The sequence below is a fragment of the Nevskia soli DSM 19509 genome, assembly GCF_000711955.1.
GTDB classification, from domain to species: Bacteria; Pseudomonadota; Gammaproteobacteria; order Nevskiales; family Nevskiaceae; genus Nevskia; species Nevskia soli.
The window spans coordinates 70,137-90,831 of the sequence record NZ_JONR01000023.1 but is presented as its reverse complement, the minus strand read 5'-3'; the positions used below and the strand labels follow the sequence as shown (position 1 = coordinate 90,831).

Below are 20,695 nucleotides of genomic sequence, written 5' to 3'. Positions count from 1 at the left end.
AAGGGCTTGAAAATGAATCGATTCTTTTTGTGATTTTGCGTGCAAATGCCGGCTGAAGAACCCGCTGCGATCATCATTTTCGCCTAACTGCGGACAACTCCGTTTATTTCTTCGGGGCGGCGCTGCTGGCATGACCCTGGGCGGTATGCGCCTCGTCCCAGTTGGGGCCGGTGCCCCAATCGGCCACCAGGGGCACGGCCAGCCTGGCCACCCGGCACATGCGGTCGGCCAGTTGCGGGGCGAAGACCTGCAACTGGTCCTTGGGGCCTTCGAAGACGAGTTCGTCGTGGACCTGCATGATCATGCGCAGTTCCGGCGCCTCGGCGGCGATCCAGGCGGCGACGTCGATCATGGCGAGCTTGATCAGGTCCGCCGCCGTGCCCTGCAGGGGGGCGTTGATGGCGGTGCGCTCGGCGTACTGCCGCTGCGCGCCGTTGCGCGACAGGATGTTGGGCAGGTACAGGCGGCGGCCGTACAGGGTTTCGACGTAACCGCGGGTCTTGGCCTGCTCGCGGGTGTTGTCCATGAACTGCTTCACGCCGGGATAGCGGGCGAAGAAGCGGTCGATGTAGTCCTGCGCCTCGCCGCGGCCGATGCCGAGCTGGCGCGCCAGGCCGAAGGCGGACATGCCGTAGATCAAACCGAAGTTGATGGCCTTGGCGGCGCGGCGCTGCTCGCCCACTTCTTCCAGCGGGATGCCGAAGACTTCGGCGGCGGTGGCCTGGTGGATGTCCAGGCCCTTGGCGAAAGCGTCCTGCAGGCGCGCGTCGCCGGAGAAATGCGCCATCAGGCGCAGCTCGATCTGCGAGTAGTCGATCGACAAGACAGCGTTGCCGGGCTCGGCGATGAAGGCCTGGCGGATGCGCCGGCCTTCGGCGGTGCGCACCGGGATGTTCTGCAGGTTGGGGTCCTGCGAGGACAGGCGGCCGGTGGCGGCCACGGCCTGGTGATAGGAGGTGTGGATGCGGCCGGTCTGCGGATTGATCTCGCGCGGCAGGTTGTCGGTGTAGGTGCTGCGCAGCTTCTGCATGGCGCGCCAGTCGAGAATCAGGCGCGGCAGCTCGTGCTGCGCCGCCAGTTCCTCCAGCACGTCTTCGGCGGTGGAGGGCTCGCCCTTCGGCGTCTTGCCCAGCACCGGCAGGTTGAACTTGCCGTAGAGGATGGCCTGCAATTGCTTGGGCGAGCCGAGGTTGAACTCGCCTTCGGCCATCTGCCAGGCCTGGGCCTGCAGCTCGTCCATGCGGCGCGCCAGCTCGGTGCTGATGCGGCCGAGCAGGGGGCCGTCGACCTTCACGCCGTTGCGCTCGATGCCGGCCAGTACCGGCACCAGCGGCATCTCGATCTCCTCGAACACTTTCTTGAGCGCCGGGATTTCGCACAGGCGCGGATACAGCGCGTGGTGCAGGCGCAGGGTGATGTCCGCGTCCTCGGCCGAGTAGGCGGAGGCGATGTCGAGCGAGACCTGGTTGAAGGTGATCTGCGACTTGCCTTTGCCCGCGACATCCGAGAAATGGATGGTGGTGTGGTTGAGGTACTTGTCCGCCAGGGTATCCATGTCGTGGCGGTTGCCGGCGGCGTCGAGCACGTAGCTTTCCAGCATGGTGTCGAACGCCACGCCCTTCACGTCGATGCCGTGGCGGAAGAGTACGTTGAGGTCGTACTTGATGTGCTGGCCGAGCTTGGGTTTGCGCGGATCTTCCAGGATCGGCTTGAGCCGCGTCAGCACTTCCTGCATCGGCAGCTGCCGGGGCGCGCCGAGGTAGTTGTGGGCGACCGGCACGTACCAGCCGTGACCCGGTTCCACCGCGAAGGCCAGGCCCACCAGGCCGGACTGCATGGCGGAGAGGGCGTCGGTTTCGGTATCGACGCAGATCACGTCGGCGGCTTCGAGCTTTTCCAGCATGGCGGCGAAGCTGGCTTCGTCGACCACCAGTTCGTCGCGGGTCTTCTTCGATTCCGGCAGCACGGGCGACGGCGCATCGGCGACGGCCGCGGCAGCAGGAGCGGCGGGCGCTTCGGCCGGCACTTCGCCGACGACCAAGGCGGGCGCCGCGGCTTCCAGGGCGGGCGGCGGCGGCGCGCCGGCTTCCAGCTCTTCCAGCAGGCGGCGGAATTCGAAGCGGCGGTAGAGGCCGGCTAGCTTGTCCACGTCCGCCGCCGCCGGGTGCAGCTGGTCGAAGCGCAGCGGCAGCTCGACGTCGCAGCGGATGGTGGCGAGCTGGCGCGCCATCGGGATCTGCGGCAGCGCGGCGCGCAGGTTCTCGCCGGCCTTGCCCTTGATCTCGGCGGCATGTTCGATGATGGCGTCGAGCGAGCCGTGCTCGACCAGCCACTTGGCGGCGGTCTTGGGGCCGACCAGGGGCACGCCGGGGATGTTGTCGCTGGTGTCGCCGACCAGGGCCAGGTAGTCGATGATGCACTTCGGCGGCACGCCGAATTTCTCCACCACGCCGGCCGGATCCATGCGCCGGTTCTTCATGGTGTCGAGCAGGCTGATGCGTTCGTTGACCAGCTGCGCCAGGTCCTTGTCGCTGGTGACGATCAGCACGTCCTTGCCGGCCGCGGCGGCCTGACTGGCCAGGGTGCCGATGACGTCGTCCGCCTCCACACCGGTGATGGCCAGCAGCGGCAGGCCCATGGCCTGCACCAGCTCGGCGATCATCGGGAACTGGGCGTTGAGGTCTTCCGGCGTGGCGTCGCGGTTGGCCTTGTATTCGGTGTAGATCTCGTCGCGGAAGGTCTTGCCCGGCGCGTCGAACACCACGGCGATCTCCTCCGGCGCATAGTCGCGCAGCAGGCGCCGCAGCATGTTGGCCATGCCCAGCACGCCGCCGGTGTGCTCGCCGCGCGCGGTGGTGAGCGGCGGCAGCGCGTGGTAGGCGCGGAACAGCCAGCCCGATGCGTCGATCAGGATCAGCGGGCGGACCGGCTGGCTCGGGGATGCGCTCACGGCAGCAGGGCTTCGCCGCGCAGCAGGTCGTCGATGGTCTCGCGGGCGCGGGCCAGGTGCATCTGCCCGCCATCGACCAGCACTTCGGCCGCGCGCGGCCGCGTGTTGTAGTTGGAACTCATGACGAAACCGTAAGCCCCCGCGGTGCGGAAAGCCAGCAGGTCGCCCTCGGCCAGGGCCAGGGAACGGTCGCGCGCCAGCCAGTCGCCGCTTTCGCAGACCGGGCCGACGAGGTCCCAGGTCTGCGCCTGCGCCATCGCCTTTTCCCGCACCGGCAGCACTTCATGCCAGGCGTCGTAGAAGGAGGGGCGGATCAGGTCGTTCATGGCCGCGTCGATCACGGCGAAGTTCTTGTGCGCGGTGGGCTTGAGCAGCTCGACCCGGGTCAGCAGGATGCCGGCATTGCCGGCGATGGCGCGGCCCGGCTCGGTCATCACGGTGAGGCCGCGGCCTTCCAGCTTGGGCCGCAGGGCGCGGGCCCACTGCGCCGGCTCGGGCGGGGTTTCGTCGTGGTAGCGCACGCCGAGGCCGCCGCCGACGTCGATGTGCTGGAGACGGATGCCGTTGGCGGCGAGGCGGTCGATCAGGGCCAGCACGCGGTCGAGCGCGTCGAGGAAGGGCGACAGCTCGAGCAGCTGCGAGCCGATGTGGCAGGCCACGCCGTGCACTTCGATGCCGGGCAGGCCCTGCGCCAGGGCGTAGAGCCGCTCGGCCTCGCCGATGTCCACACCGAACTTGTTCTCCTTGAGACCGGTGGAGATGTAGGGATGGGTGCGGGCGTCGACGTCCGGGTTGACGCGCAGGGCGATGCGCGCCCGTTCTCCGCGTTGGGCGGCAATGGCGCTCAGGCGCTGCAGCTCGGTTTCGGATTCGACGTTGAAGCAGTAGATCTTCGCATCCAGGGCCTGGACGATTTCCGCGGCGCTCTTGCCGACGCCGGAGAACACGACTTTCGCCGCGTCGCCGCCGGCGCGCAGCACGCGCTGCAGCTCGCCGCCGGAGACGATGTCGAAGCCGGCGCCGAGGCGCGCCAGCACCTGCAATACGGCCAGGGTGGAGTTGGCCTTCACCGCGTAGCAGATGCGGTGGTCGATGCCGGCCAGGGCCTCGTCGAAGGCGCGGTAGTGGCGGCTCAGGGTGGCGCGGGAGTAGACGTAGGCCGGCGTGCCGTACTTTGCGGCGATGGCGGACAGCGGTACGTCTTCGGCGTGGAGTTCGCCGTTCTTGTAGTTGAAGTGATCCATTTACGGTTGCGGTGCGGCGGGCGGCGGGTTCGTCGTGGATTCCGGGGCGGCCGGCGCCGGCTGGGCCTCGGGCGTGGCGGGCGGCGCATCTTCCGGGGCGGCGGGGGTGCCGTCGGTCTTGCGATGTTCCTTCTTCAGGGGGCTTTTATGCGGCTGCGTGCCCGGCAGGTACAGCGGGCCGGAAGCGCCGCAGGCGGCCAGCAGCAGCGCGGCCAGGCAGAGGATGCAGCGTTTCATCGTCTCGTTCCGGTGGAAGGGTGAAGCCGGGAAAGCCAGGGCCGCAGTTTAACAGCGGTTGCCCTTGGAGCAGGGGTCTCGGCACAATCGGCCCCGACAACCCCCACATGGACGCTATGAAAGTCATCGAATCCGCTGAAGCGGTGCAACTGGAACCGGACGGCCCGGCCAACGCGGCCGTGATCTGGCTGCACGGGCTGGGCGCCGACGGCAAGGATTTCGTGCCGCTGGTGCCGGAGCTGAAGCTGCCGGCGACGATCGCCGCGCGCTTCGTCTTCCCCCATGCGCCGGTGCGGCCGATCACCATCAACGGCGGCATGCGCATGCGCGGCTGGTACGACATCACCAGCCTGACCCGCAGCGACCAGCAGGACGAGACCGGCATCCGCGCCTCGGCGGCGATCGCGCAGGGCTACATCGAGCGCGAGGTGGCGGCGGGCGTGCCGCGCCACCGCATCGTGCTGGCCGGCTTTTCGCAGGGCGGCGCCATCGCCCTGCATGCTGGCCTGCGGCAGACGCAAGCGCTGGCCGGCATCCTGGCGCTGTCCACCTACCTGCCGCTGCACACCAGCATCTTCACCGAGCTGACCGCCGCCGGCCGCGCCACGCCGATCCTGATGTGCCACGGCCTCTACGACAACGTGCTGCCGCTGGCGCTGGGCAGCACCAGCCGCGACGGCCTGCGCCAGCTCGGCTGCCAGGTGGAATGGCGCGATTACCCGATGCGGCACCAGGTCTGCGAGGAAGAGATCGTGGAGATAGCCACCTGGCTGCGGGCACGGCTGCCGTGAGCGCAGGCGGCGGCGCCATCCAGGGCCGCTGCCACTGCGGACGGATCGGCTTCCGCTTCGAGTCCGCCATCGCGCCGCAAGCCATGGCCTTGCGCCGCGGTGGACGCCGGTGATCTGAGCGATTTGATCGCTCGACGGCAGGTCGGATCAAGCGTAGCGGATCCGACCTGCCCGGTTTGAAAGTGCGCCGTCGGATCCGCTTCGCTTGATCCGGCCTGCAAACTCAGCACGGCACTCACTTCCCCCGCTCGAACGTGTAAATCAAATCCCCGCCGCTGGCCACGCCCGACTCGGTCTGCAGCTTGAAGCCGTGGCCGAGGTCGTAGAGCAGGCGGAAGGTCTGGCCGGGCTGGAACAGGCTGACGCCGTAGCTGATGAACAGTTTCGGCGTGAGGTACTTGCCGAGGGTGAGCTGCGCCGCCTGCGAACTGTAGGCGGTGCTGGTGCCGGCGTTCTGCGCCGCCTGCGAGCCCTGGATGGTGGTGGCGTTGGCGGCGACGCTGGAGTCGCTGATCGGGCCCTGGCCGATGGAGATCTGATCGAGGCCGATGCTCTTGCCGAATTTCTGCGCGAAGTAGTCGCCGCCGGAAAGGCCCAGCGACAGCGCCGCCTGCGACACCGCGCTGCGGTCGCTGGAGGAGCTCTGGTCGAGCGAGCGGCCCAGCACCAGCCAGGACAGCTGCTGCTCGCGCGGCATGCTCGGCTCGGACTGCAGCGTCAGCAGGGGCTTGTCGAGGGTGCCGCGCACGCGCACGCCGACGGTGACGTCCGCCTGCGGATGGCGCGTGGCGTAAAGGTCCACCGCCGGCTCGGTGATGGCACCGCCGTCGAAGATGAGGCGGCCGGTTTCGATGGTCAGGTCCTGGCCGTAAGCCTGGTAGCGGCCTTCGACCAGGCGCAGTTCGCCGTTGCCGGTGGCGACGCGCTGCGGCTCCTCGGCGACGGTGACGCCGCCCTCGAGCCGGGTGGTGAGGCCGAAACCCTTGAAGCTCACCGCGTCGCCCAGCGTCACGGTAACGCGGCTGTAGAGTTTCAGCGGCTGCTCTTCGGCGGTGGGCTCGGCACCGACGATGACCTGGTCTTCGCTGATCGCCACACCGTTGTTGCCCAGGCCCTGCGGCGTGATCTCCGCCTTCGGCACGGTCAGGGTGCCTTCCAGGTGCATGCCGTCGGCGTCGCTGAGCAGGTGCAGGTCCGGGCTGACCCAGATGCGCGCGTCGGTGGTGGCCAGGGCCTGGAAGTTCTCGCCCTGCAGCTTGAGATCGGCGCGGGGCGGCGCCACCGAAGGATCGAGCGTGCCGTTGATGGCGACGTTGCCGCCGCCGGATTGCAGCGAGCCGTCGATGGCCAGGGGGCCCTCGCCCTTGCCGGTGAGGCGCAACTGCACCTGCTGCAATTCGATGCCGGCGCGCGGCACCTTGGCGCGGCCGTCGACCAGGGCGATCTGGCCTTGCAGGCGCGGCAGGCCGATGGTGCCGCCCAGGTCCAGCGTACCGCTGATGGAGCCGCCGACCGCTTGCAGATCCGGCACGAAGGACTGCACGAAGCCCAGGTCCGGGATGGTGGTCTGCACATGGCCGCTGAGCGGCCGCGCCTGGAAGTCGGCGCCGGGCGCGGCGGTGACATCGGCGCCGATCGAGCCTTGCAGCAGCCGCAGGTCGAGCAGCGCGTGCAGGGTGCCGCCCTTGTCGTCGGCCTTGAGCGTGCTGGCCTGGATCTCCACCGCCGGCGCCTTGGGCGCCTGGATGTGGATGCCGTCGGTGTGCAGGTCGGCGTTCATCGCCGCGACGTCGCCGTGGGCGATTTCGATGTTGGCGTTGCCGCTGATCTCGCCGGAGAGATCGTATTTCGGCGGCAGCAGCGGCTTGAAGGCGGCGAGCAGCAGCTTGTCGATATCCAGCGACAGGCGCAGGCCGGTGGCGGTGACGTTCTGCTCCAGGCGGACGCAGGCGCGGCCGGCGCCGCCGGAGAAGCAGGTCGGCTCCAGGCTCTGCCGCTTGGAGCCGAGCAGCAGGCCGGCGGCCTTCTCCAGGGTCCACGGCGGCAGGTCGGTGGGCGCCAGGCGGCCGGAGCTGACCTGGCCGCCCCACTCGAGCTTGCGCCGGTCGAAGCCGCCGTCCACCGCCAGGCTGACGTCGCCGCGCTCGCTGACTACGTCCACCTGGGCATGGTGATAAGTCTCCTGCCCGGTGAGACTCAACTTCGCCGTGTGAATGAGGATGCCGGCCTGGGCTTCGCTGGCGTTGACGCTCAGGTGCGAAGGCTTGGACGGATCGATGTCCGCGTCCCAGTCCAGCTTGTTCACCCGGTACGCCAGGTAGCGCAGGCTGTCGGCATGGCCCTTGCTGACCAGGTGCGGACTATCGAGCGGACCCTGCAGGGTGAAATCGAAATCGGCACGGCCGCCGAGCTCCGGCGCCAGTTCGCTCAGATTGGGACTGGCGACCTTGCCCTTCAGATCGAACGGCGGCGTGGCCTGGCCGCTGGCTTCCACGCGGGTGGAGCCAGAGACCAGCAAGAGCTTCTGCACCATCACGGTTTCGCCGCTGAGGCTGGCATCGGCATCCAGGTTCAGGGGATGGCCGCGCAGTTGCGAACGATCCACCTTCACCGCCAGGGCGATGTCCGGCTTGGCCTTGGTGCCGGTGGTCCGGGTGACGATGCTGCCGTTGATCGATCCGGGGAAAGCGGCGACGAACTGCGTCGGATCGAAGTTGCTCAGCTGCGCCTGGAGATCGGCGCGCAGGGCCGGCGCCCAGCCAACCACACCGGTGGCGGAGAGGCTGCCCTTGCCGGACTGCAACAGGAACTGCTTGAGCCGCACGCTGCGCGTGTCGGTATCGCCCTGCGCCGACAGGCTCAGCGGGTAGCCGCGCAGCTGCGACTTGTCGATGTTCGCGGTGAAAGCGATATCGGTCTGGCCGTTCTGCACCGTGGTCTGTGTGTTGAAGCTGCCGTTGATCGAGCTCGGACCTGAGCCGGCGGCGCAGCCGGCGACAGCCTTCCCCTTGCCGCGCGGCGGCGGGGCGGGCCGCTCACCGGTCGGTTGCTGCATGGTCGGCTGCTGCGTGGTCGGTGCAGCCGCCGCCGTCTGCAAGGCGGGTGCGGCAGGCGGCTGCACGCAAGAGGCTGCCCAGTCGGCCACGAACAACGCCGGATCGATCTGCGAAATGGTGCCCTTGAGGTCGGCGCGCAGCAACGGCGCCCAGGCCAGCTTGCCCTGCACATGGGCCGAACCCTTGCCGGCGGTCAGGCCCAGGTCGGCGATCTGGATCTGCTGCAGGTCGCCGTCGCCCGTGGCGGCAAGCCGGATCGGCAATTCATGCAGCACCGCGGCGCTGCTCAGTTCCACGTGATAACGATGCAGCGGGCCGCTGAATTTCACCTCGCCGTCGACCCCGCGCGCCCGCCGTTCGGCCGCGTCGCCGGTCAGGGGCCAGCGCAGGTCCTTCCAGCTCAGCCTGAGATCGTTGGCGGACTTGCCGAACGCGAAGGTGCCGCTGCCTTCGATTTCACCGGGACCCTTGAGATTGAGCGCGCTGAAGACGATGCGGTCGTCCGCCATGCGGGCCTTGGCGCTGAGCAGCAAGGGCCCGGTCTCCGTCAACTCGGCGCTGAGGCGCTCGACCACGATGTCCTCGCCGATCCAGCTGCCTTTGAGCGCGGCGCTGGCGATGCGGAAGGGCCCGGTCTCGCCCGGCTGGTGCAGCTGGAAGTCCTTGAGCGAGAGCGCATCGATGACGGTGTCGAACGGCAGGCGGCTGGGCAGCTGCGTCTCGCCGGTCGGCGCGGTTTCGCGCGGCGGCGGCAACGAGACCTGCAGGGCCTGCACTTCGGCCACTTCCAGGTGCAGGCGGTACGACAGCAGCTCGCGCGGCACCAGGCGCAGGTGTACGCGTTCCACGTCGACGCGGGTACCGTCGCCGCCCTGGTAATGGAGATCCTCGATGATGAACTCGCCCAGCAACCGGCCCTGGGTGGTGCCGAGGCGCACCATACCGCCGCTGTAGCGGTTGGTCAGCGCGGCGAGTCCGCGCAGGCCGCCGTCGCTGTCGAGCAGCCACCAGGCGCCGCCGCCAAGCAGCAGAAGCAGCACGAGTAGCGCCGCCAAGGTCCACAGCAGGATGCGGCGCATCAGATGCCCACCCTTACGCCGATGTGCAGGCGCACCGCTTCGGCGCCGGGATCGAAGGGATGGGCCAGGTCGATGGCCACGGCACCGAACGGCAGGCGGTAGCGGAAGCCGATGCCGGCGCCGAAGTGCAGCTTCACTTCCGGCACGTCGTCGGCGCCGCCGGCGTCGCCGAACACGGCCAGGCCGTAGCTCTTGAACACATCCCAGTCGAGCTCGACGCTGCCGGTGGTGAGGTAGCGGCCGCCGATCAGGTTGCCCTGCGGATCATGCGGCGCCAGCGAGTGGTAGCTGTAGCCGCGCACGCTTTCGTCGCCGCCGGCAAAGAAACGCTGCGACGGCGGCAGGTTGTCGAAGCCGGACACGAACAACGCGCCTTCCTCGATGCGCCCCAGCAGGCGCAGCTTGCGCGCGAGCGGATAGACGCCGCGCAGCCGGACCAGGCCTTCGACGAAATCGGTATCCGACAGCAGCTTGCTGCTGCCGCCGTGCAGGTCGAAGAAGGCGAACCAGCCGCGGCGCGGGAAGATCGGATCGTTGACCTGCGTGCGGCTGTAAGAGATGCCGGGAGTGAGCAGCTTGCTGGTGTTGCCGGTCTCGTCCTGCAGGTTGTACTGGTCGTTGGCGTAGATCAGGTAGTAGCGCTTCTGCCAGGCACCGTCCTGCTCGTTGTAGGCGGTGCCGAGCGACCACAGGTTTTCGTGCACACCCTGGAAATTCTGCTTCAGGCCCTGGGCGGTGAAGCTGATGGCGTCGCCTGGCGTGCGTCCGAAGGGGATGCGGTATTCGGCGATGGCGGTGCTGATGTTCTGCGAGGGCTGCAGCGTCAGGCGCAGCTTGTGGCCATCCTCGTTGAGGCGGCGGAACTCGACGCCAGCCAGGGCGCGCGGGCCGGTGTCGGTGCCGTAGCCGCCGCCGAACTTGTAGACGCGCGGCGCCTTGGAGGTGGTGTGGATCAGCACCGGGATGCGCCGGTCGGCGCCGGCCTTGGCCTTCTGCGGCTCCATCTCCACCAGCTTGAAGTAGTCCAGGTCGCTCAGCGCGAACTGGGTGTTCAACACCTGGGCCGAGTCGAAGGGCTCGCCCGGCACGATCTTGACGTAGCGGCGCAGCAGCTTGTCCTTGAGCCGGCCGTCCTGCTCGATGGTGACCTCGCCGAAGTACCAGCGTGGGCCGGTATCCAGCGTCAGCAACACCTCGGCGGTGTTGTTGTCGACATCGACGCGCAGTTCGCGGCGGCTGAAGGTGGCGTCGAGAAAGCCCCCCGTATTGGCCGCCTGCATCAGGCGCGCCTTGAGCGCCTCGTAGTCGGCGTGCATCAGGCGCGTGCCGGTCTTCAGGCGCGGCCGGCTGACGATCCTCTGCAATGGCGCGAAATCCTTGCCCTCGCCGGTGATGAGGATCTCGATGTTCGTGATGTCCGTTTCCGGGCCGGCGTTGACCTGGTAGGTGACGATCCAGTCAGGCGACTCGCCCTCCAGCTTGGAGGTGATGACCGGGTTGTACCAGCCGAACGGCTGCAAGGCCTTGCGGATGTCGTCCTCGCCCTGCTTGGCCAGGCGCTGCACCTCGGACGGATCGTATTGCGGCTTGTCGGGGCCCTTGCCGGCGTCGATGCCCTTGGCGTAGTCCAGGACGCGGATCTGCGCGTAGGCGTTGTCCTCCTCGTCCGAGCCCAGGCCGCGTACGCGCACGTCGATGCCGGCGAGCGCGGGCGCGCTCACGCAGAGGGCACAGAAGAGCAGGAGCAGGCGGGTACGGATCATGCCCCTGAATGATACGTGAGGGCGGCGACTTCCCGATGCGACTTGCGGCCGGATTCAGGCAACCAGGCCTGCGGCCGTCCCTAGCGGTGCAGCGCGGCCTTCACCAGCGGCGCCCGGTTCATCGTCACCAGCTGCGATTCGATGCCGACATAGGGCAGCACCTTGTAGCCGCGCGCGCGCAGCTGGGCGACGAGACCGTCCGGGCCGACCAGGTGGGCGGCGCCCACCACCACCATCTGCGGCTCGCCGCCGTCCAGCAGGCGCTTGAGCTGCGGCATCCAGCTGCGGTTGCGGTCGGACAGCAGGCGCTGGTAGATCTCGGGATAGCCGGCCTTGAGCTGCTGGTCGAGCTTCTCGATGGCGCCGACGTCGTTGTCGCGCCAGGCGCGCAGCAGCTGCGCCGGATCGTCGCCCGCGTTGGCGGCGCCGTCGTCCAGGGCCGAGGCCAGGAACTGGCGCGACAGCGCATCGCTCATGCCGGTGAACAGGCCGATGTGGGCGGCCGGCGGTTCCAGCCAGCGCAGCGCCTTGCCGTCGGTGTGGGCCCAGACGTAGATCTGCTTGTCGATGCCGTTGTCGCCGCTGAAGCCGGCCTTGCGGTAGCTGAACACCTCGATGGTCATGGCGCAGAACCAGGGGCGGAACGGATCGCAGGCCGATACCGGCATGCCGATCCGCGCGCTGTGCTTGACCAGCTCGGCGTACATCTTGTCGCCGATCTCCGACTTCAGGCCCTGCTGCGAGCGGGCCGCGGCCAGCATGGCGATCTGCACCTGGGGCTGTTCGAGGGCGCCGATATCGGTCTCGAACACCACCCCGTCGGCGGCGTCATAGGCGTCCTGGATGCCGCCCGGCAACTCCTCGGCGGCCTCGGGCAGCAGGTGCACCGAGCCGAGCAGGAAGTGCGTCGCCTTCGGACCGTGCACCTGCCACAGGAACGGCGCGTCCGCATCGGCGCTGGCGCTGCCGGCGGCGAATGCCGTAAAAAGTAACAGCAGCAGGGACTGCAAACCGCGGCGGCTCATCTTCAATTGTCTCCGTCCGGAGGCCTCTTCAGGAACGTCATTCTATATTTCACGGGGCTGGACCGTGGCGAACGGCCCGGCGCTACCGCGGTACCCGTCAAGCAATCCGACCGGCAGACCCATATGGATATCGAAACCAGTCCCGCCCTGGCGCTGGAAGTGGTGAACCTGCACAAGAAGTTCGGCGCCACGCATGCGGTGCAGGGGCTCCGCCTCGGCATCCGCACCGGGGAGTTCTATGCCCTGCTCGGCCCCAACGGCGCCGGCAAGACCACCACCCTGAGAATGGTCGCCGGCCTGCTCCGGCCCGACGCCGGGCAGGTGCGGATTTTCGGCGTCGACGTGGTCGAGCAGCCGGAACAGGCCAAGCGGCCCCTGGCCTGGGTGCCGGACGAACCGATGCTCTACGACAAGCTGCGCGGCCTGGAGTACCTGGAGTTCGTCGCCGGCCTGTGGGGCATGGGCGCGGCCGCTGCCGCCCCCCGGGCGCAGCAGCTGCTCGAATGGCTGGGGCTGTGGGAGCAGCGCGACGCCTACGCCGAAACCTACTCCAAGGGCATGCGCCAGAAGCTGGCGCTGGCCGGCGCGCTGATGCACGAACCGAAGCTGCTGATTCTGGACGAGCCGCTCACCGGCCTCGACGCGGCGGCAGCGCGCCAGGTCAAGGACCTGCTGAAGGACATCGTGCGCAAGGGCGCCACGGTGGTGTTGACCACGCACATCCTGGAAGTGGCGGAACGCCTGGCCGAGCGCATCGGCATCATCGCTTCCGGCCGCCTCATCGCGGAGGGCACGCTCGACCAGTTGCGTGCATTGCAGGGCGACAGCCAGGGCACGCTGGAAGACGTGTTCCTGAGCCTCACCGCGCAGCAGGCCGGCTGATGCTGCGGCCGGGCAGCCTGTGGTGGTTGCTGTGGTGGGACCTGCGCCTGGCCTGGCGCACCTTCAGCGGCAAATTCGACCGCGGCAGCAAGGCCATCGGCACGCTGCGCCTGGGCTTCAACCTGCTGGCGGTACTGGTCCTGTTGCACCTGTTCGGCTGGAGCATCGTGATGGTGGCGCGCGCCGGCCATCCCGATCCGCCGATGCAGCTCGCGCTGCTGAGCGCGGTACTGTGCGTGGCGCTGTTCAGCGCTACCGGTGCGGCGCTGGCCACCGCCGTGAACCTGCTGTTCGTACGCAGCGATCTCGATCTGCTGTGTTCGACGCCGGTGCCGGTGCGCAACGTCTTCGCGGCCCGCGCCCTGAGCATCGCGGTGCAGGCGGTCGCCTTTCCGGCAATGATGTTCCTGCCCGCCGCCAATATCGCCGCGGTCCTCTCCGGGCCGCGCTGGCTGGCCGCATATCCGGTGACCCTGGGCATCGGCCTGGTGGCGACCGCCTCGGGCCTGGCGCTGACCATCCTGCTGGTGCGCCTCATCGGGCCGGCGAAGGCGCGCACCGCCGCCCTGGTGCTGAGCATGCTGCTCGGCGCCTCCTTCCTGCTGGGCGTGCAAAGCCCGAATCTCCTGGGCGGGGAACGCCAGCACCAGCTGAGCCTCGGCGTCGGCAACTGGCTGCGGGATTCGCCGCTGGCGGCCGCGGACAGCTGGATCTGGCTGCCTGCGCGCGCGGCCAGGGGTGAAGCCGGCCCGCTGTGCCTGAGCCTGATCGCCGCCGCGCTGTTCTTCGCGGCGGCCGCCATGCTGCTGCCGCGCGGCTTTGCCTTCGCCCTTGGCCGCACCGCCGGCATGGCGGAGCAAGGGGGCGCCCGCAAGCGGCCCGCGCGGCGGTTCCGTCCGCGGCTGTGGCGGGTCATGTTCCTGAAGGAGTGGCGCCTGATCTACCGCGATCCGCAGTTGCTGGTGATGCTGTTGCAGCAACTGATCGCCTTCATTCCCGGCGTCCTGATCCTGGGCCACCGCAGCATCGGCCTCTCGGCGGCGGCGCGGCAGGGGACCCTGGTGTGTTTCGCCACGGTCGTCGCCGGGGTGCTGGCCGCCACGCTGGTCTGGCTGGCGGTGTGCGCCGAGGACATGCCGGAACTGCTGGCCTGTGCGCCGCGTCCGCGCGGCGAGTTGCGGCGCATCAAGCTGATCGTGGTGCTGCTGCCGCTGTGGCTGGCGGCGCTGGCCTTGTCGTCATGGCTCGCCTGGACCCAGGCCTGGATGTTCCTGGCACTGGTGATCTGCATCGGCGGCAGCAGCCTGAGCATGGGCATGTTCCACCTGTGGCTGCCGACGCCGGGTTCCCGCAAGGACATCCGCCGCCGCTTCCGCCGCGGCAGCCGGTCTCCTGGACGTTCGCTGGCCGGCCTGGGCATCCAGTTCGGCTGGGCCGCATTCGCCTGGTGCTTCGCCAGCATGCACCTGCTGGCCGCGATGCTGGTGCTGCCGATCGCGCTGGCCGGGCCGTTCTATGCCTGGCACGGGCGCAACCACGACGAAGTGTTGAGCTACTAGAGGTCGCCGGGCTCGCCGGCGCGGTTCTGCATCAACCAGCCGCCCGCCTCGGCGCCGCCGTCGAGCCCGCCAAAGTCGAACAGCTTCGCGTCGGCCAGCTGCGACGGCGCCACGTTCTGCAGCGCGCCGAAGATGTTCTCGATGCGGCCCGGGCTCTGCTTCTCCCACTCGTCCAGCATGCGGCGGATCTGCTTGCGCTGCAGCTGCTCCTGCGAGCCGCACAGGTTGCAGGGGATGATGGGAAACTGGCGCATGGCGGCGTACGCCACGATGTCCTGCTCGCGCACGTAGGCCAGCGGGCGGATGACGATGTTGCGGCCGTCGTCGCTGAGCAGCTTGGGCGGCATCGCCTTGAGCTTGGAGCCGTGGAACATGTTGAGGAAGAAGGTGGCGACGATGTCGTCACGGTGATGCCCAAGGGCGATCTTGTTGAAGCCGTTTTCCGCCGCGTAGGTGTACAGCGCGCCGCGCCGCAGCCGCGAGCACAGGCTGCACATCGTCTTCCCTTCGGGAATGACCCGCTTCACCACCGAGTACGTATCCTGCTCGATGATGTGGTACGGCACGCCGCGCGCCTTCAGGTACTCCGGCAGCACATGCTCCGGAAAATCCGGCTGCTTCTGGTCCAGGTTCACCGCCACCAGCTCGAACGGCACCGGCGCCGCCTCGCGCAACAGCAGCAGGATGTCCAGCATGGTGTAGGAATCCTTGCCGCCGGACAGGCACACCATCACCTTGTCGCCGGCGCGGATCATGGCGTAGTCCTGGATCGCCTGGCCGACCTGGCGGCGCAGCCGCTTGACCAGCTTGTTGGCCTCGCCCCGTTCCCGGCCATGGGCCGGAGCCTGCGCCGGGTGCGCCGGCGCCGCCGGGACCCGGCCCGGCGCCGTCATCGGATGAATCACTGCTTCGCTCACTGCACTCTCGCTGTCAGGCACCTGTTGCGGCGGCCCTAGGCCGCCTCGCCGGCCACCGTGTCGTCCTGCCGTACGTGGATTTTCTCACGATACAGGCCGATGACGAAAATGAAGAGGAATCCGGCCAGGGCCGCGGCTCCGGCGAAGAACAGGAAGTAGTCGGCGCCGACCAGCCGGTAGGTGGTGACCTTGGCGGTGGCGGCCTTGTACTCGCCGGTGCTGGCCAGCGGCTGGCGGTGGACCACGTCCATCAGCTTGACGCGGCTGCCGGAGGTATCGATTTCGGAAATGAGGAAGGTGCCGGCCAGTTCGGCGGGTTTGCCGTCGTCGCCGGAAACGGTCAGGCCGGTGTCGCCGGCGAAATCGATCTTCTGGCCGGTCTGCATACCGGAGACGTCGGGCAGCGAGACCCAGGTTTCGGCGCCGGACTGCACCGCGCTGGCCGCCAGCGGCTTGATCATGCTGGTGTTGACCTGGACGGTGAAGGCCTGGCCGACGCTGACCGAGAACAGGTACATCGCCGCCATCATGAAGCTCTTCATCTTCAGCGGCGCCTGGCTGTAGGCGAACTCCAGCGCGGTGATGGAGATCAGCACTTCGGAGGCGCTGAGCACGCCATATGCCAGGATCTGCCACCAGGCGCTGACGACGTGGCCGTGGACGATGCGGTTTTCGATCCAGGCGATGATGCCGAAGGAAGCGGCGATGACGAACAGGCCGACGCAGATCTTGCGCAGCGCGGTGATCCTGAACAGGCGCTGCCACAGCGGAAAGATGCCGAAGGTGAAGATCGGGATCATCAGCAGGATGAACAGGCCGTTCACCACCGTGAGCTGCGCCGGCAGCATCTCGTAGCCGGACAGCGCGCCCAACAACGGTACGCCCTGCAGGAAGGCGAAGATGTGCTTGTCCATCAAGTCCGAAGTGGCCTGCAGGGTCCAGGTCTGGCCGTTGGACTGCTCCCACAGCGACCAGAAGATGGCGATGAAGATGTAGTAGATGAAGGCCAGTTTCAGCACCAGCTTGAGCGCGTCGCCGGTGAAGGACTGCTCCAGCCAGCCGACCAGTTCCGGCGGCAGCGCCTTGCGCAGGCCGGTCTTGAGGCACAGCCAGATCACCAGGGCCATCTGTCCCAGCAGGGCCAGCACCGCGTACGCGGTGCTGTTGGTGGCCTGCCACACCCACATGGTGATGCCCAGCACCGGCGCGAAGCACAGGGCGAACATCAGCGCGCCGCGGTTCTGGCGCTGCTTCATGGCCGGAGGGATCACGGTGAAACGCTTGCGCCCGGCCCAGAACACCGCCGTGGCCAGCAGCATCATGGCGGCGGGAATGCCGAAGGCCACCTTGGGGCCGTAGGTCTCCAGCCAGATCGGGCACATGAAGATGGAGACGGAGGAACCCAGGTTGATCGAGAAATAGAAGTAGCTGAAGGCCTTGGAGATCAGGTGCTGGTTCTTCTCCGTGAACTGGTCGCCCACATTGGTCGAGACGCAGGACTTGATGCCGGTGCCGAAGGCGGTGAGGAACAGGCCCGCCGCAAGCGCCGAGGGCCCGCTGACCAGCGCCACCACGGCGCAGCCGGCGCAATAGAACAACGCCAGGAACATGATGGTCTTGAACTTGCCCCAGAACACGTCCGCCAGGATGGCGGCGAAGAACGGGAAGAAATAAGCGCCGAACTTGAACAGCGACTGCCAGATGGTGGCCTTGGCGTCGCCGAAGTGCAGATGCTGCACCATGTAGACGGTAAGGATGGAATTGATGCCGTAGTAGCAGAAACGCTCGGCCAATTCGTTGGCAATGATGAACGGGATACCGGGCGGCATCCGCTCGGCGGACTGGGTGGTGGCGGTCATGGAATCGTTCTGTGAGGGGCGGCTGAGCCGCACTGATGGCTAAATAATGCGCGAAAGCGCTGCGGCTTGTCTAAGCAAGCCCCGGACCAAGCCGTTGGATATGTCGGGGAAATCGGCGCCCGGCACCTTGTATCTTGTCTCGACTATCAATAGTTGATAGTTTTCGGGAAGGCCTTTTCATCAAGAGATCACCATGCCTTCCAGTTACGTCATCGGAGAGCATTTCGAGCACTTCATCAAGGATCAGCTCCAGGGTGGACGCTATTCCAGCGCCAGCGAAGTCGTTCGCGACGGCCTGCGCCTGCTCGAAGAACAGGAGCAGCTGCGCCAGCTGCGCATCCTCGAACTCCGCAAGGCGGTTGATGAAAGCCGCACCGATCCGCGGCCGGCGATCCCGGCGGAAGAGGTGTTCGACCGGCTCAAGCGCAAGTACAAGGGACGTTCCCCGGCGCAGGCCAAGACCTGATGCGCTGTCTTTACTCGGCGCGTGCCGCCGACGATCTCGACGACATCGCCGAGTACATCGCCCGCGACAACCCCCAGCGGGCCTTGAGCTTCATCGACGAGATGCGCGAACGCTGCGAACAGCTCGCCGCCTTTCCCGCAAGCGGGGCTTCGCGTCCGGATATCGCGGAAGGAGTCCGCGCCGCGCCATTCGGGCGCTACCTGATCCTCTACAGCGTCGCCGGGGACCATTTGCTGATCGAGCGCATCCTGCATGGCGCGCGGGATTTTCCCGAGGCATTCGGCGGGCCGCTTTGAAGTCGGTCCCAGGACTCAGGCCGTCTCCAGCCAGAACGTCACCGGCCCGTCGTTGACCAGGCTCACCTGCATGTCGGCCCCGAACACGCCGCTGCCGGTACCCGGCCATTCGCGCCGGGCCTGCGCCAGCAGGGCTTCGAACAGGGCCCGGGCCTGGGCCGGCTCGGCGGCCGTGGTGAAGCTGGCGCGGGTCCCCTTGGCCGTGTCCGCGGCCAGGGTGAACTGCGGCACCAGCAGCAGGCCGCCCCCGGTGTCGCGCAGGCTGAGGTTCATGCGGCCTTCGGCGTCGGGGAAGACGCGGTAGCCCAGCAGGCGTTCGAGCAGGCGCTGGCCCTGGGGTTCGCCATCGCCCCGCTGCACCCCGACCAGCACCAGCAGGCCCGGGCCGATGGCGCCGACAGTCTCGCCCGCCACCTCCACCGCGGCCCGCCGCACCCTTTGCAGTAGCCCAATCACGCGCATGCCCCTGATAATCGACGGATGCAAACTTTACTGCGCTGGACGCTGATCGTCCTCGGCCAGGCGCCCCTGCCCCTGCTGCACGGCCTCGGCTGGCTGCTGGGCAGCCTGTTGTGGCTGACGCCCAACGGCTTCCGCGCCGTCACCCGGCGGCACCTGGAGCTGTGCTTTCCCGAGCGCTCGCCGGCGGAGCGGGAGCATATCGTGCGCCGCAGCCTGATCGAGAGCGGCAAGGCGGTGTGCGAGGCGCCGGCCATCTGGTTCGGCCCGGAGCGAAGGCTGCGCCGCTGGATCGGCGACGAGGTGGCCCTGCGCACCCTGCGCACGGCCGTGGCCGGCGGCAAGGGCGCGATCATGCTGACGCCCCACCTGGGCGCCTGGGAGATCGCCAGCTTCTTCTGCTCGCAGGCCGGCCCGATCACGGTGCTGTACAAGCCGCAGAAAGGCGCCTCCGACGCGGTGATCCTGCGGGGCCGCAGCCGCCTGCCCGGGGTGAAGCCGGTGCCGACCACCGGCGGCGGGGTCAAAGCCCTGCTGGGGGCGCTGAAGCGCGGCGAGCTGGTCGGCATCCTGCCGGACCACGATCCGCCGGAAGAGTCCGGCACCCGCTTCGCGCCGCTGTTCGGCATTCCCGCCAACACCATGGACCTGGTCGGCAAGCTGGCCGCCCGCAATGCCGCGCCGGTGTGGTTCATCGTCGCCGAGCGCCTGTCCTGGGGCCGCGGCTTCCGCTTCCAGCTCGAACGCGCCCCGCCCGGCATCGACAACCCTACGCTGAGCCCGGTGGCCCTCAACCAGGGCGTGGAAGGCTGCGTCATGCGCCTGCCGGAGCAGTATTGGTGGAGCTACAAGCGCTACCGGCGGCGTCCGCCCGGGGATCCGGACCCTTACATCAATCTTTCGTAGTGAAGACAGTGGCCAGTGGTTAGTGATTAGTGGCCAGTAAAAGGCGCGTCTATACCAGGCCTTGCCGTTTTTGGCTTTTTACCAGCCACTAATCACTAACCACTAGCCACTGCTTTATAGTACGGCGCGCCCGGGAACTCCGGGCCAGCGGGGCCGGTCACACAGGCCCGCGTCACTCCCAAAAAACAAGCCAACCATCCCCATCCATGGAAAACCAGATCCTCATCGAGGCGCGTGAGCTGTCGCGGCGCTACGGCGCGACGATGGCGGTAAGCGGCCTCAACCTGACCCTGCGCAAGGGTGAAATCCTCGGCCTGCTCGGCCCCAACGGCGCCGGCAAATCCACCACCATGAAGATGCTGGCCGGCTGCCTGGCCCCCAGCGGCGGCACGGTGACGATCAACGGCATCGACCTCGCGCAGGACGCGAAGGGCGCCAAGTCCAGCCTCGGCTACCTGCCGGAACAGCCGCCGCTGTATCCCGAACTGACGGTGGACGAGTACCTGCGCTTCTGCGCCGGTCTGCACCGCATCCCGGCCGCCGAGCGCGAAGCCGCGGTGACGCGTTCGAAGCAGGCCTGCGGCCTGGTCGAAGTGGCGGAGCGGCTGATCCACAACCTGTCCAAGGGCTACCAGCAGCGCGTCGGCCTGGCCCAGGCCATCATCCACCGGCCGCCGGTGATCATCCTCGACGAGCCCACCGTGGGCCTGGATCCGATCCAGATCCGCGAGATCCGCGCCCTGATCAAGCAGCTGGGCGAAAGCCACAGCGTGATCCTGTCCAGCCACATCCTGCCGGAGATCCAGGCGGTGTGCAGCCGCGTGATGATCATCAACAAGGGCCGCTCGGTCTACTCGGAGTCGATCGAGAACACCGCGCAGCATCGCGTCGAGAGCGTCATCGCCGGCCTGCGCCGGCCGCCCTCCATCGAAACCCTGAAAGGCCTGGCCGGCGTGAACCGCGCCGAGGCACTGGACGGCGGGCTGTTCCGCCTGGGCGTGGACCCGGGCACCGACCCGCGCGAGGCATTGGCGGAAGCCGCGGCAAAGAACGGCTGGGGCCTGTTCGAGCTGCGTTCACAATCCAAGACGCTGGAGGAGGTGTTCGTGGAACTCACCTCCGGCGACATCACGGTCCATGAAACCCAGAAGGCGGCATGAACATGACCATCACCCTTGGAGAAGTTTCATTGCGTTCATGCCGGCA

16 protein-coding genes are annotated in these 20,695 nt (G+C 68.0%); 7 read left to right on the top strand and 9 right to left on the bottom strand.

Translation table 11 applies throughout. From position 1 onward, the window contains the following. Positions 1-103: 103 nt before the first annotated feature. From polA to lptM, 3 genes are read right to left on the bottom strand one after another with little or no spacing between them, the layout of a single operon-like run. Positions 104-2,950 carry a DNA polymerase I gene (gene polA / locus BP26_RS0113300; RefSeq protein WP_036516838.1) on the bottom strand — a complete coding sequence of 949 codons (2,847 nt, stop codon included), beginning with the start codon at positions 2,948-2,950 and terminating at the stop codon, positions 104-106. Further along, positions 2,947-4,194: a diaminopimelate decarboxylase gene (gene lysA / locus BP26_RS0113295; protein ID WP_029921073.1), complete on the bottom strand. Its 1,248-nt coding sequence runs from the start codon at positions 4,192-4,194 to the stop codon at positions 2,947-2,949. The genes polA and lysA overlap by 4 nt, the downstream gene beginning before the upstream one ends. Beyond that, positions 4,195-4,431 carry an LPS translocon maturation chaperone LptM gene (gene lptM, locus BP26_RS0113290; RefSeq protein ID WP_029921072.1) on the bottom strand — a complete coding sequence of 79 codons (237 nt, stop codon included), beginning with the start codon at positions 4,429-4,431 and terminating at the stop codon, positions 4,195-4,197. Between the two features lie 116 nt (positions 4,432-4,547). On the opposite strand from lptM, the gene BP26_RS0113285 reads away from it, so the two are divergent. Then, positions 4,548-5,222, top strand: a complete 675-nt coding sequence (locus BP26_RS0113285) for an alpha/beta hydrolase (RefSeq protein ID WP_029921071.1) — start codon at positions 4,548-4,550, stop codon at positions 5,220-5,222. A 235-nt stretch (positions 5,223-5,457) separates the two neighbouring features. Here BP26_RS0113285 and BP26_RS0113275 read toward each other — a convergent pair whose 3' ends face one another. The 3 genes from BP26_RS0113275 to BP26_RS0113265 form a co-directional block, all read right to left on the bottom strand. Next, complete coding sequence (locus BP26_RS0113275; RefSeq protein ID WP_029921070.1) at positions 5,458-9,357, bottom strand: translocation/assembly module TamB domain-containing protein; 3,900 nt, start codon at positions 9,355-9,357, stop codon at positions 5,458-5,460. Then, complete coding sequence (locus BP26_RS0113270) at positions 9,357-11,120, bottom strand: autotransporter assembly complex protein TamA (protein ID WP_029921069.1); 1,764 nt, start codon at positions 11,118-11,120, stop codon at positions 9,357-9,359. Before BP26_RS0113270 ends, BP26_RS0113275 begins: the two co-directional genes overlap by 1 nt. Positions 11,121-11,200: 80 nt before the next feature. After that, entirely contained in the window at positions 11,201-12,145 is a 945-nt protein-coding gene (locus BP26_RS0113265) for a TraB/GumN family protein (RefSeq protein ID WP_157572514.1), read from the bottom strand. A gap of 123 nt (positions 12,146-12,268) precedes the next feature. On the opposite strand from BP26_RS0113265, the gene BP26_RS0113260 reads away from it, so the two are divergent. Further along, positions 12,269-13,027 (top strand): ABC transporter ATP-binding protein, encoded by a 759-nt coding sequence (locus BP26_RS0113260; RefSeq protein WP_029921067.1) that lies wholly within the window; start codon positions 12,269-12,271, stop codon positions 13,025-13,027. Continuing rightward, positions 13,027-14,586, top strand: coding sequence for a hypothetical protein (locus BP26_RS0113255; RefSeq protein WP_029921066.1), 1,560 nt, complete (start codon positions 13,027-13,029; stop codon positions 14,584-14,586). The genes BP26_RS0113260 and BP26_RS0113255 overlap by 1 nt, the downstream gene beginning before the upstream one ends. Here BP26_RS0113255 and ttcA read toward each other — a convergent pair. Both ttcA and BP26_RS0113245 read right to left on the bottom strand, forming a co-directional pair. Beyond that, positions 14,583-15,479: a tRNA 2-thiocytidine(32) synthetase TtcA gene (gene ttcA, locus BP26_RS0113250; RefSeq protein ID WP_036516836.1), complete on the bottom strand. Its 897-nt coding sequence runs from the start codon at positions 15,477-15,479 to the stop codon at positions 14,583-14,585. The genes BP26_RS0113255 and ttcA overlap by 4 nt on opposite strands. Before the next feature lie 59 nt (positions 15,480-15,538). Continuing rightward, a complete protein-coding gene (locus tag BP26_RS0113245) occupies positions 15,539-17,362 on the bottom strand; it encodes a POT-type proton-dependent oligopeptide transporter (RefSeq protein WP_029921064.1) in 1,824 nt (607 codons plus the stop codon). Between the two features lie 193 nt (positions 17,363-17,555). On the opposite strand from BP26_RS0113245, the gene BP26_RS0113240 reads away from it, so the two are divergent. Further along, positions 17,556-17,828, top strand: coding sequence for a type II toxin-antitoxin system ParD family antitoxin (locus BP26_RS0113240; RefSeq protein WP_029921063.1), 273 nt, complete (start codon positions 17,556-17,558; stop codon positions 17,826-17,828). Beyond that, positions 17,828-18,124, top strand: coding sequence for a type II toxin-antitoxin system RelE/ParE family toxin (locus tag BP26_RS0113235; RefSeq protein ID WP_029921062.1), 297 nt, complete (start codon positions 17,828-17,830; stop codon positions 18,122-18,124). Before BP26_RS0113240 ends, BP26_RS0113235 begins: the two co-directional genes overlap by 1 nt. Positions 18,125-18,139: 15 nt before the next feature. Here the strand turns inward: BP26_RS0113235 and dtd are convergent, their stop codons facing one another. Continuing rightward, the gene (dtd, locus tag BP26_RS0113230) at positions 18,140-18,580 is read right to left on the bottom strand and encodes a D-aminoacyl-tRNA deacylase (RefSeq protein WP_029921061.1); all 441 of its coding nucleotides are present in this window, start codon (positions 18,578-18,580) and stop codon (positions 18,140-18,142) included. A gap of 24 nt (positions 18,581-18,604) precedes the next feature. On the opposite strand from dtd, the gene BP26_RS0113225 reads away from it, so the two are divergent. Both BP26_RS0113225 and BP26_RS0113220 read left to right on the top strand, forming a co-directional pair. Further along, positions 18,605-19,489, top strand: coding sequence for a lysophospholipid acyltransferase family protein (locus tag BP26_RS0113225; protein ID WP_029921060.1), 885 nt, complete (start codon positions 18,605-18,607; stop codon positions 19,487-19,489). A 206-nt stretch (positions 19,490-19,695) separates the two neighbouring features. Then, positions 19,696-20,649, top strand: a complete 954-nt coding sequence (locus BP26_RS0113220; RefSeq protein WP_029921059.1) for an ABC transporter ATP-binding protein — start codon at positions 19,696-19,698, stop codon at positions 20,647-20,649. Positions 20,650-20,695 lie beyond the last annotated feature (46 nt).

Coding starts and splice junctions, on each gene's coding strand:
- BP26_RS0113235 (WP_029921062.1), top strand. CDS start 17,828: ATGCGCTGTCTTTACTCGGCGCGTGCCGCCGACGATCTCGACGACATC.
- BP26_RS0113225 (WP_029921060.1), top strand. CDS start 18,605: ATGCAAACTTTACTGCGCTGGACGCTGATCGTCCTCGGCCAGGCGCCC.
- BP26_RS0113260 (WP_029921067.1), top strand. CDS start 12,269: ATGGATATCGAAACCAGTCCCGCCCTGGCGCTGGAAGTGGTGAACCTG.
- BP26_RS0113265 (WP_157572514.1), bottom strand. CDS start 12,145: ATGAGCCGCCGCGGTTTGCAGTCCCTGCTGCTGTTACTTTTTACGGCA.
- lysA (WP_029921073.1), bottom strand. CDS start 4,194: ATGGATCACTTCAACTACAAGAACGGCGAACTCCACGCCGAAGACGTA.
- ttcA (WP_036516836.1), bottom strand. CDS start 15,479: ATGACGGCGCCGGGCCGGGTCCCGGCGGCGCCGGCGCACCCGGCGCAG.
- lptM (WP_029921072.1), bottom strand. CDS start 4,431: ATGAAACGCTGCATCCTCTGCCTGGCCGCGCTGCTGCTGGCCGCCTGC.
- BP26_RS0113245 (WP_029921064.1), bottom strand. CDS start 17,362: ATGACCGCCACCACCCAGTCCGCCGAGCGGATGCCGCCCGGTATCCCG.
- BP26_RS0113220 (WP_029921059.1), top strand. CDS start 19,696: ATGGAAAACCAGATCCTCATCGAGGCGCGTGAGCTGTCGCGGCGCTAC.
- BP26_RS0113240 (WP_029921063.1), top strand. CDS start 17,556: ATGCCTTCCAGTTACGTCATCGGAGAGCATTTCGAGCACTTCATCAAG.
- BP26_RS0113285 (WP_029921071.1), top strand. CDS start 4,548: ATGAAAGTCATCGAATCCGCTGAAGCGGTGCAACTGGAACCGGACGGC.
- BP26_RS0113275 (WP_029921070.1), bottom strand. CDS start 9,357: ATGCGCCGCATCCTGCTGTGGACCTTGGCGGCGCTACTCGTGCTGCTT.
- BP26_RS0113255 (WP_029921066.1), top strand. CDS start 13,027: ATGCTGCGGCCGGGCAGCCTGTGGTGGTTGCTGTGGTGGGACCTGCGC.
- BP26_RS0113270 (WP_029921069.1), bottom strand. CDS start 11,120: ATGATCCGTACCCGCCTGCTCCTGCTCTTCTGTGCCCTCTGCGTGAGC.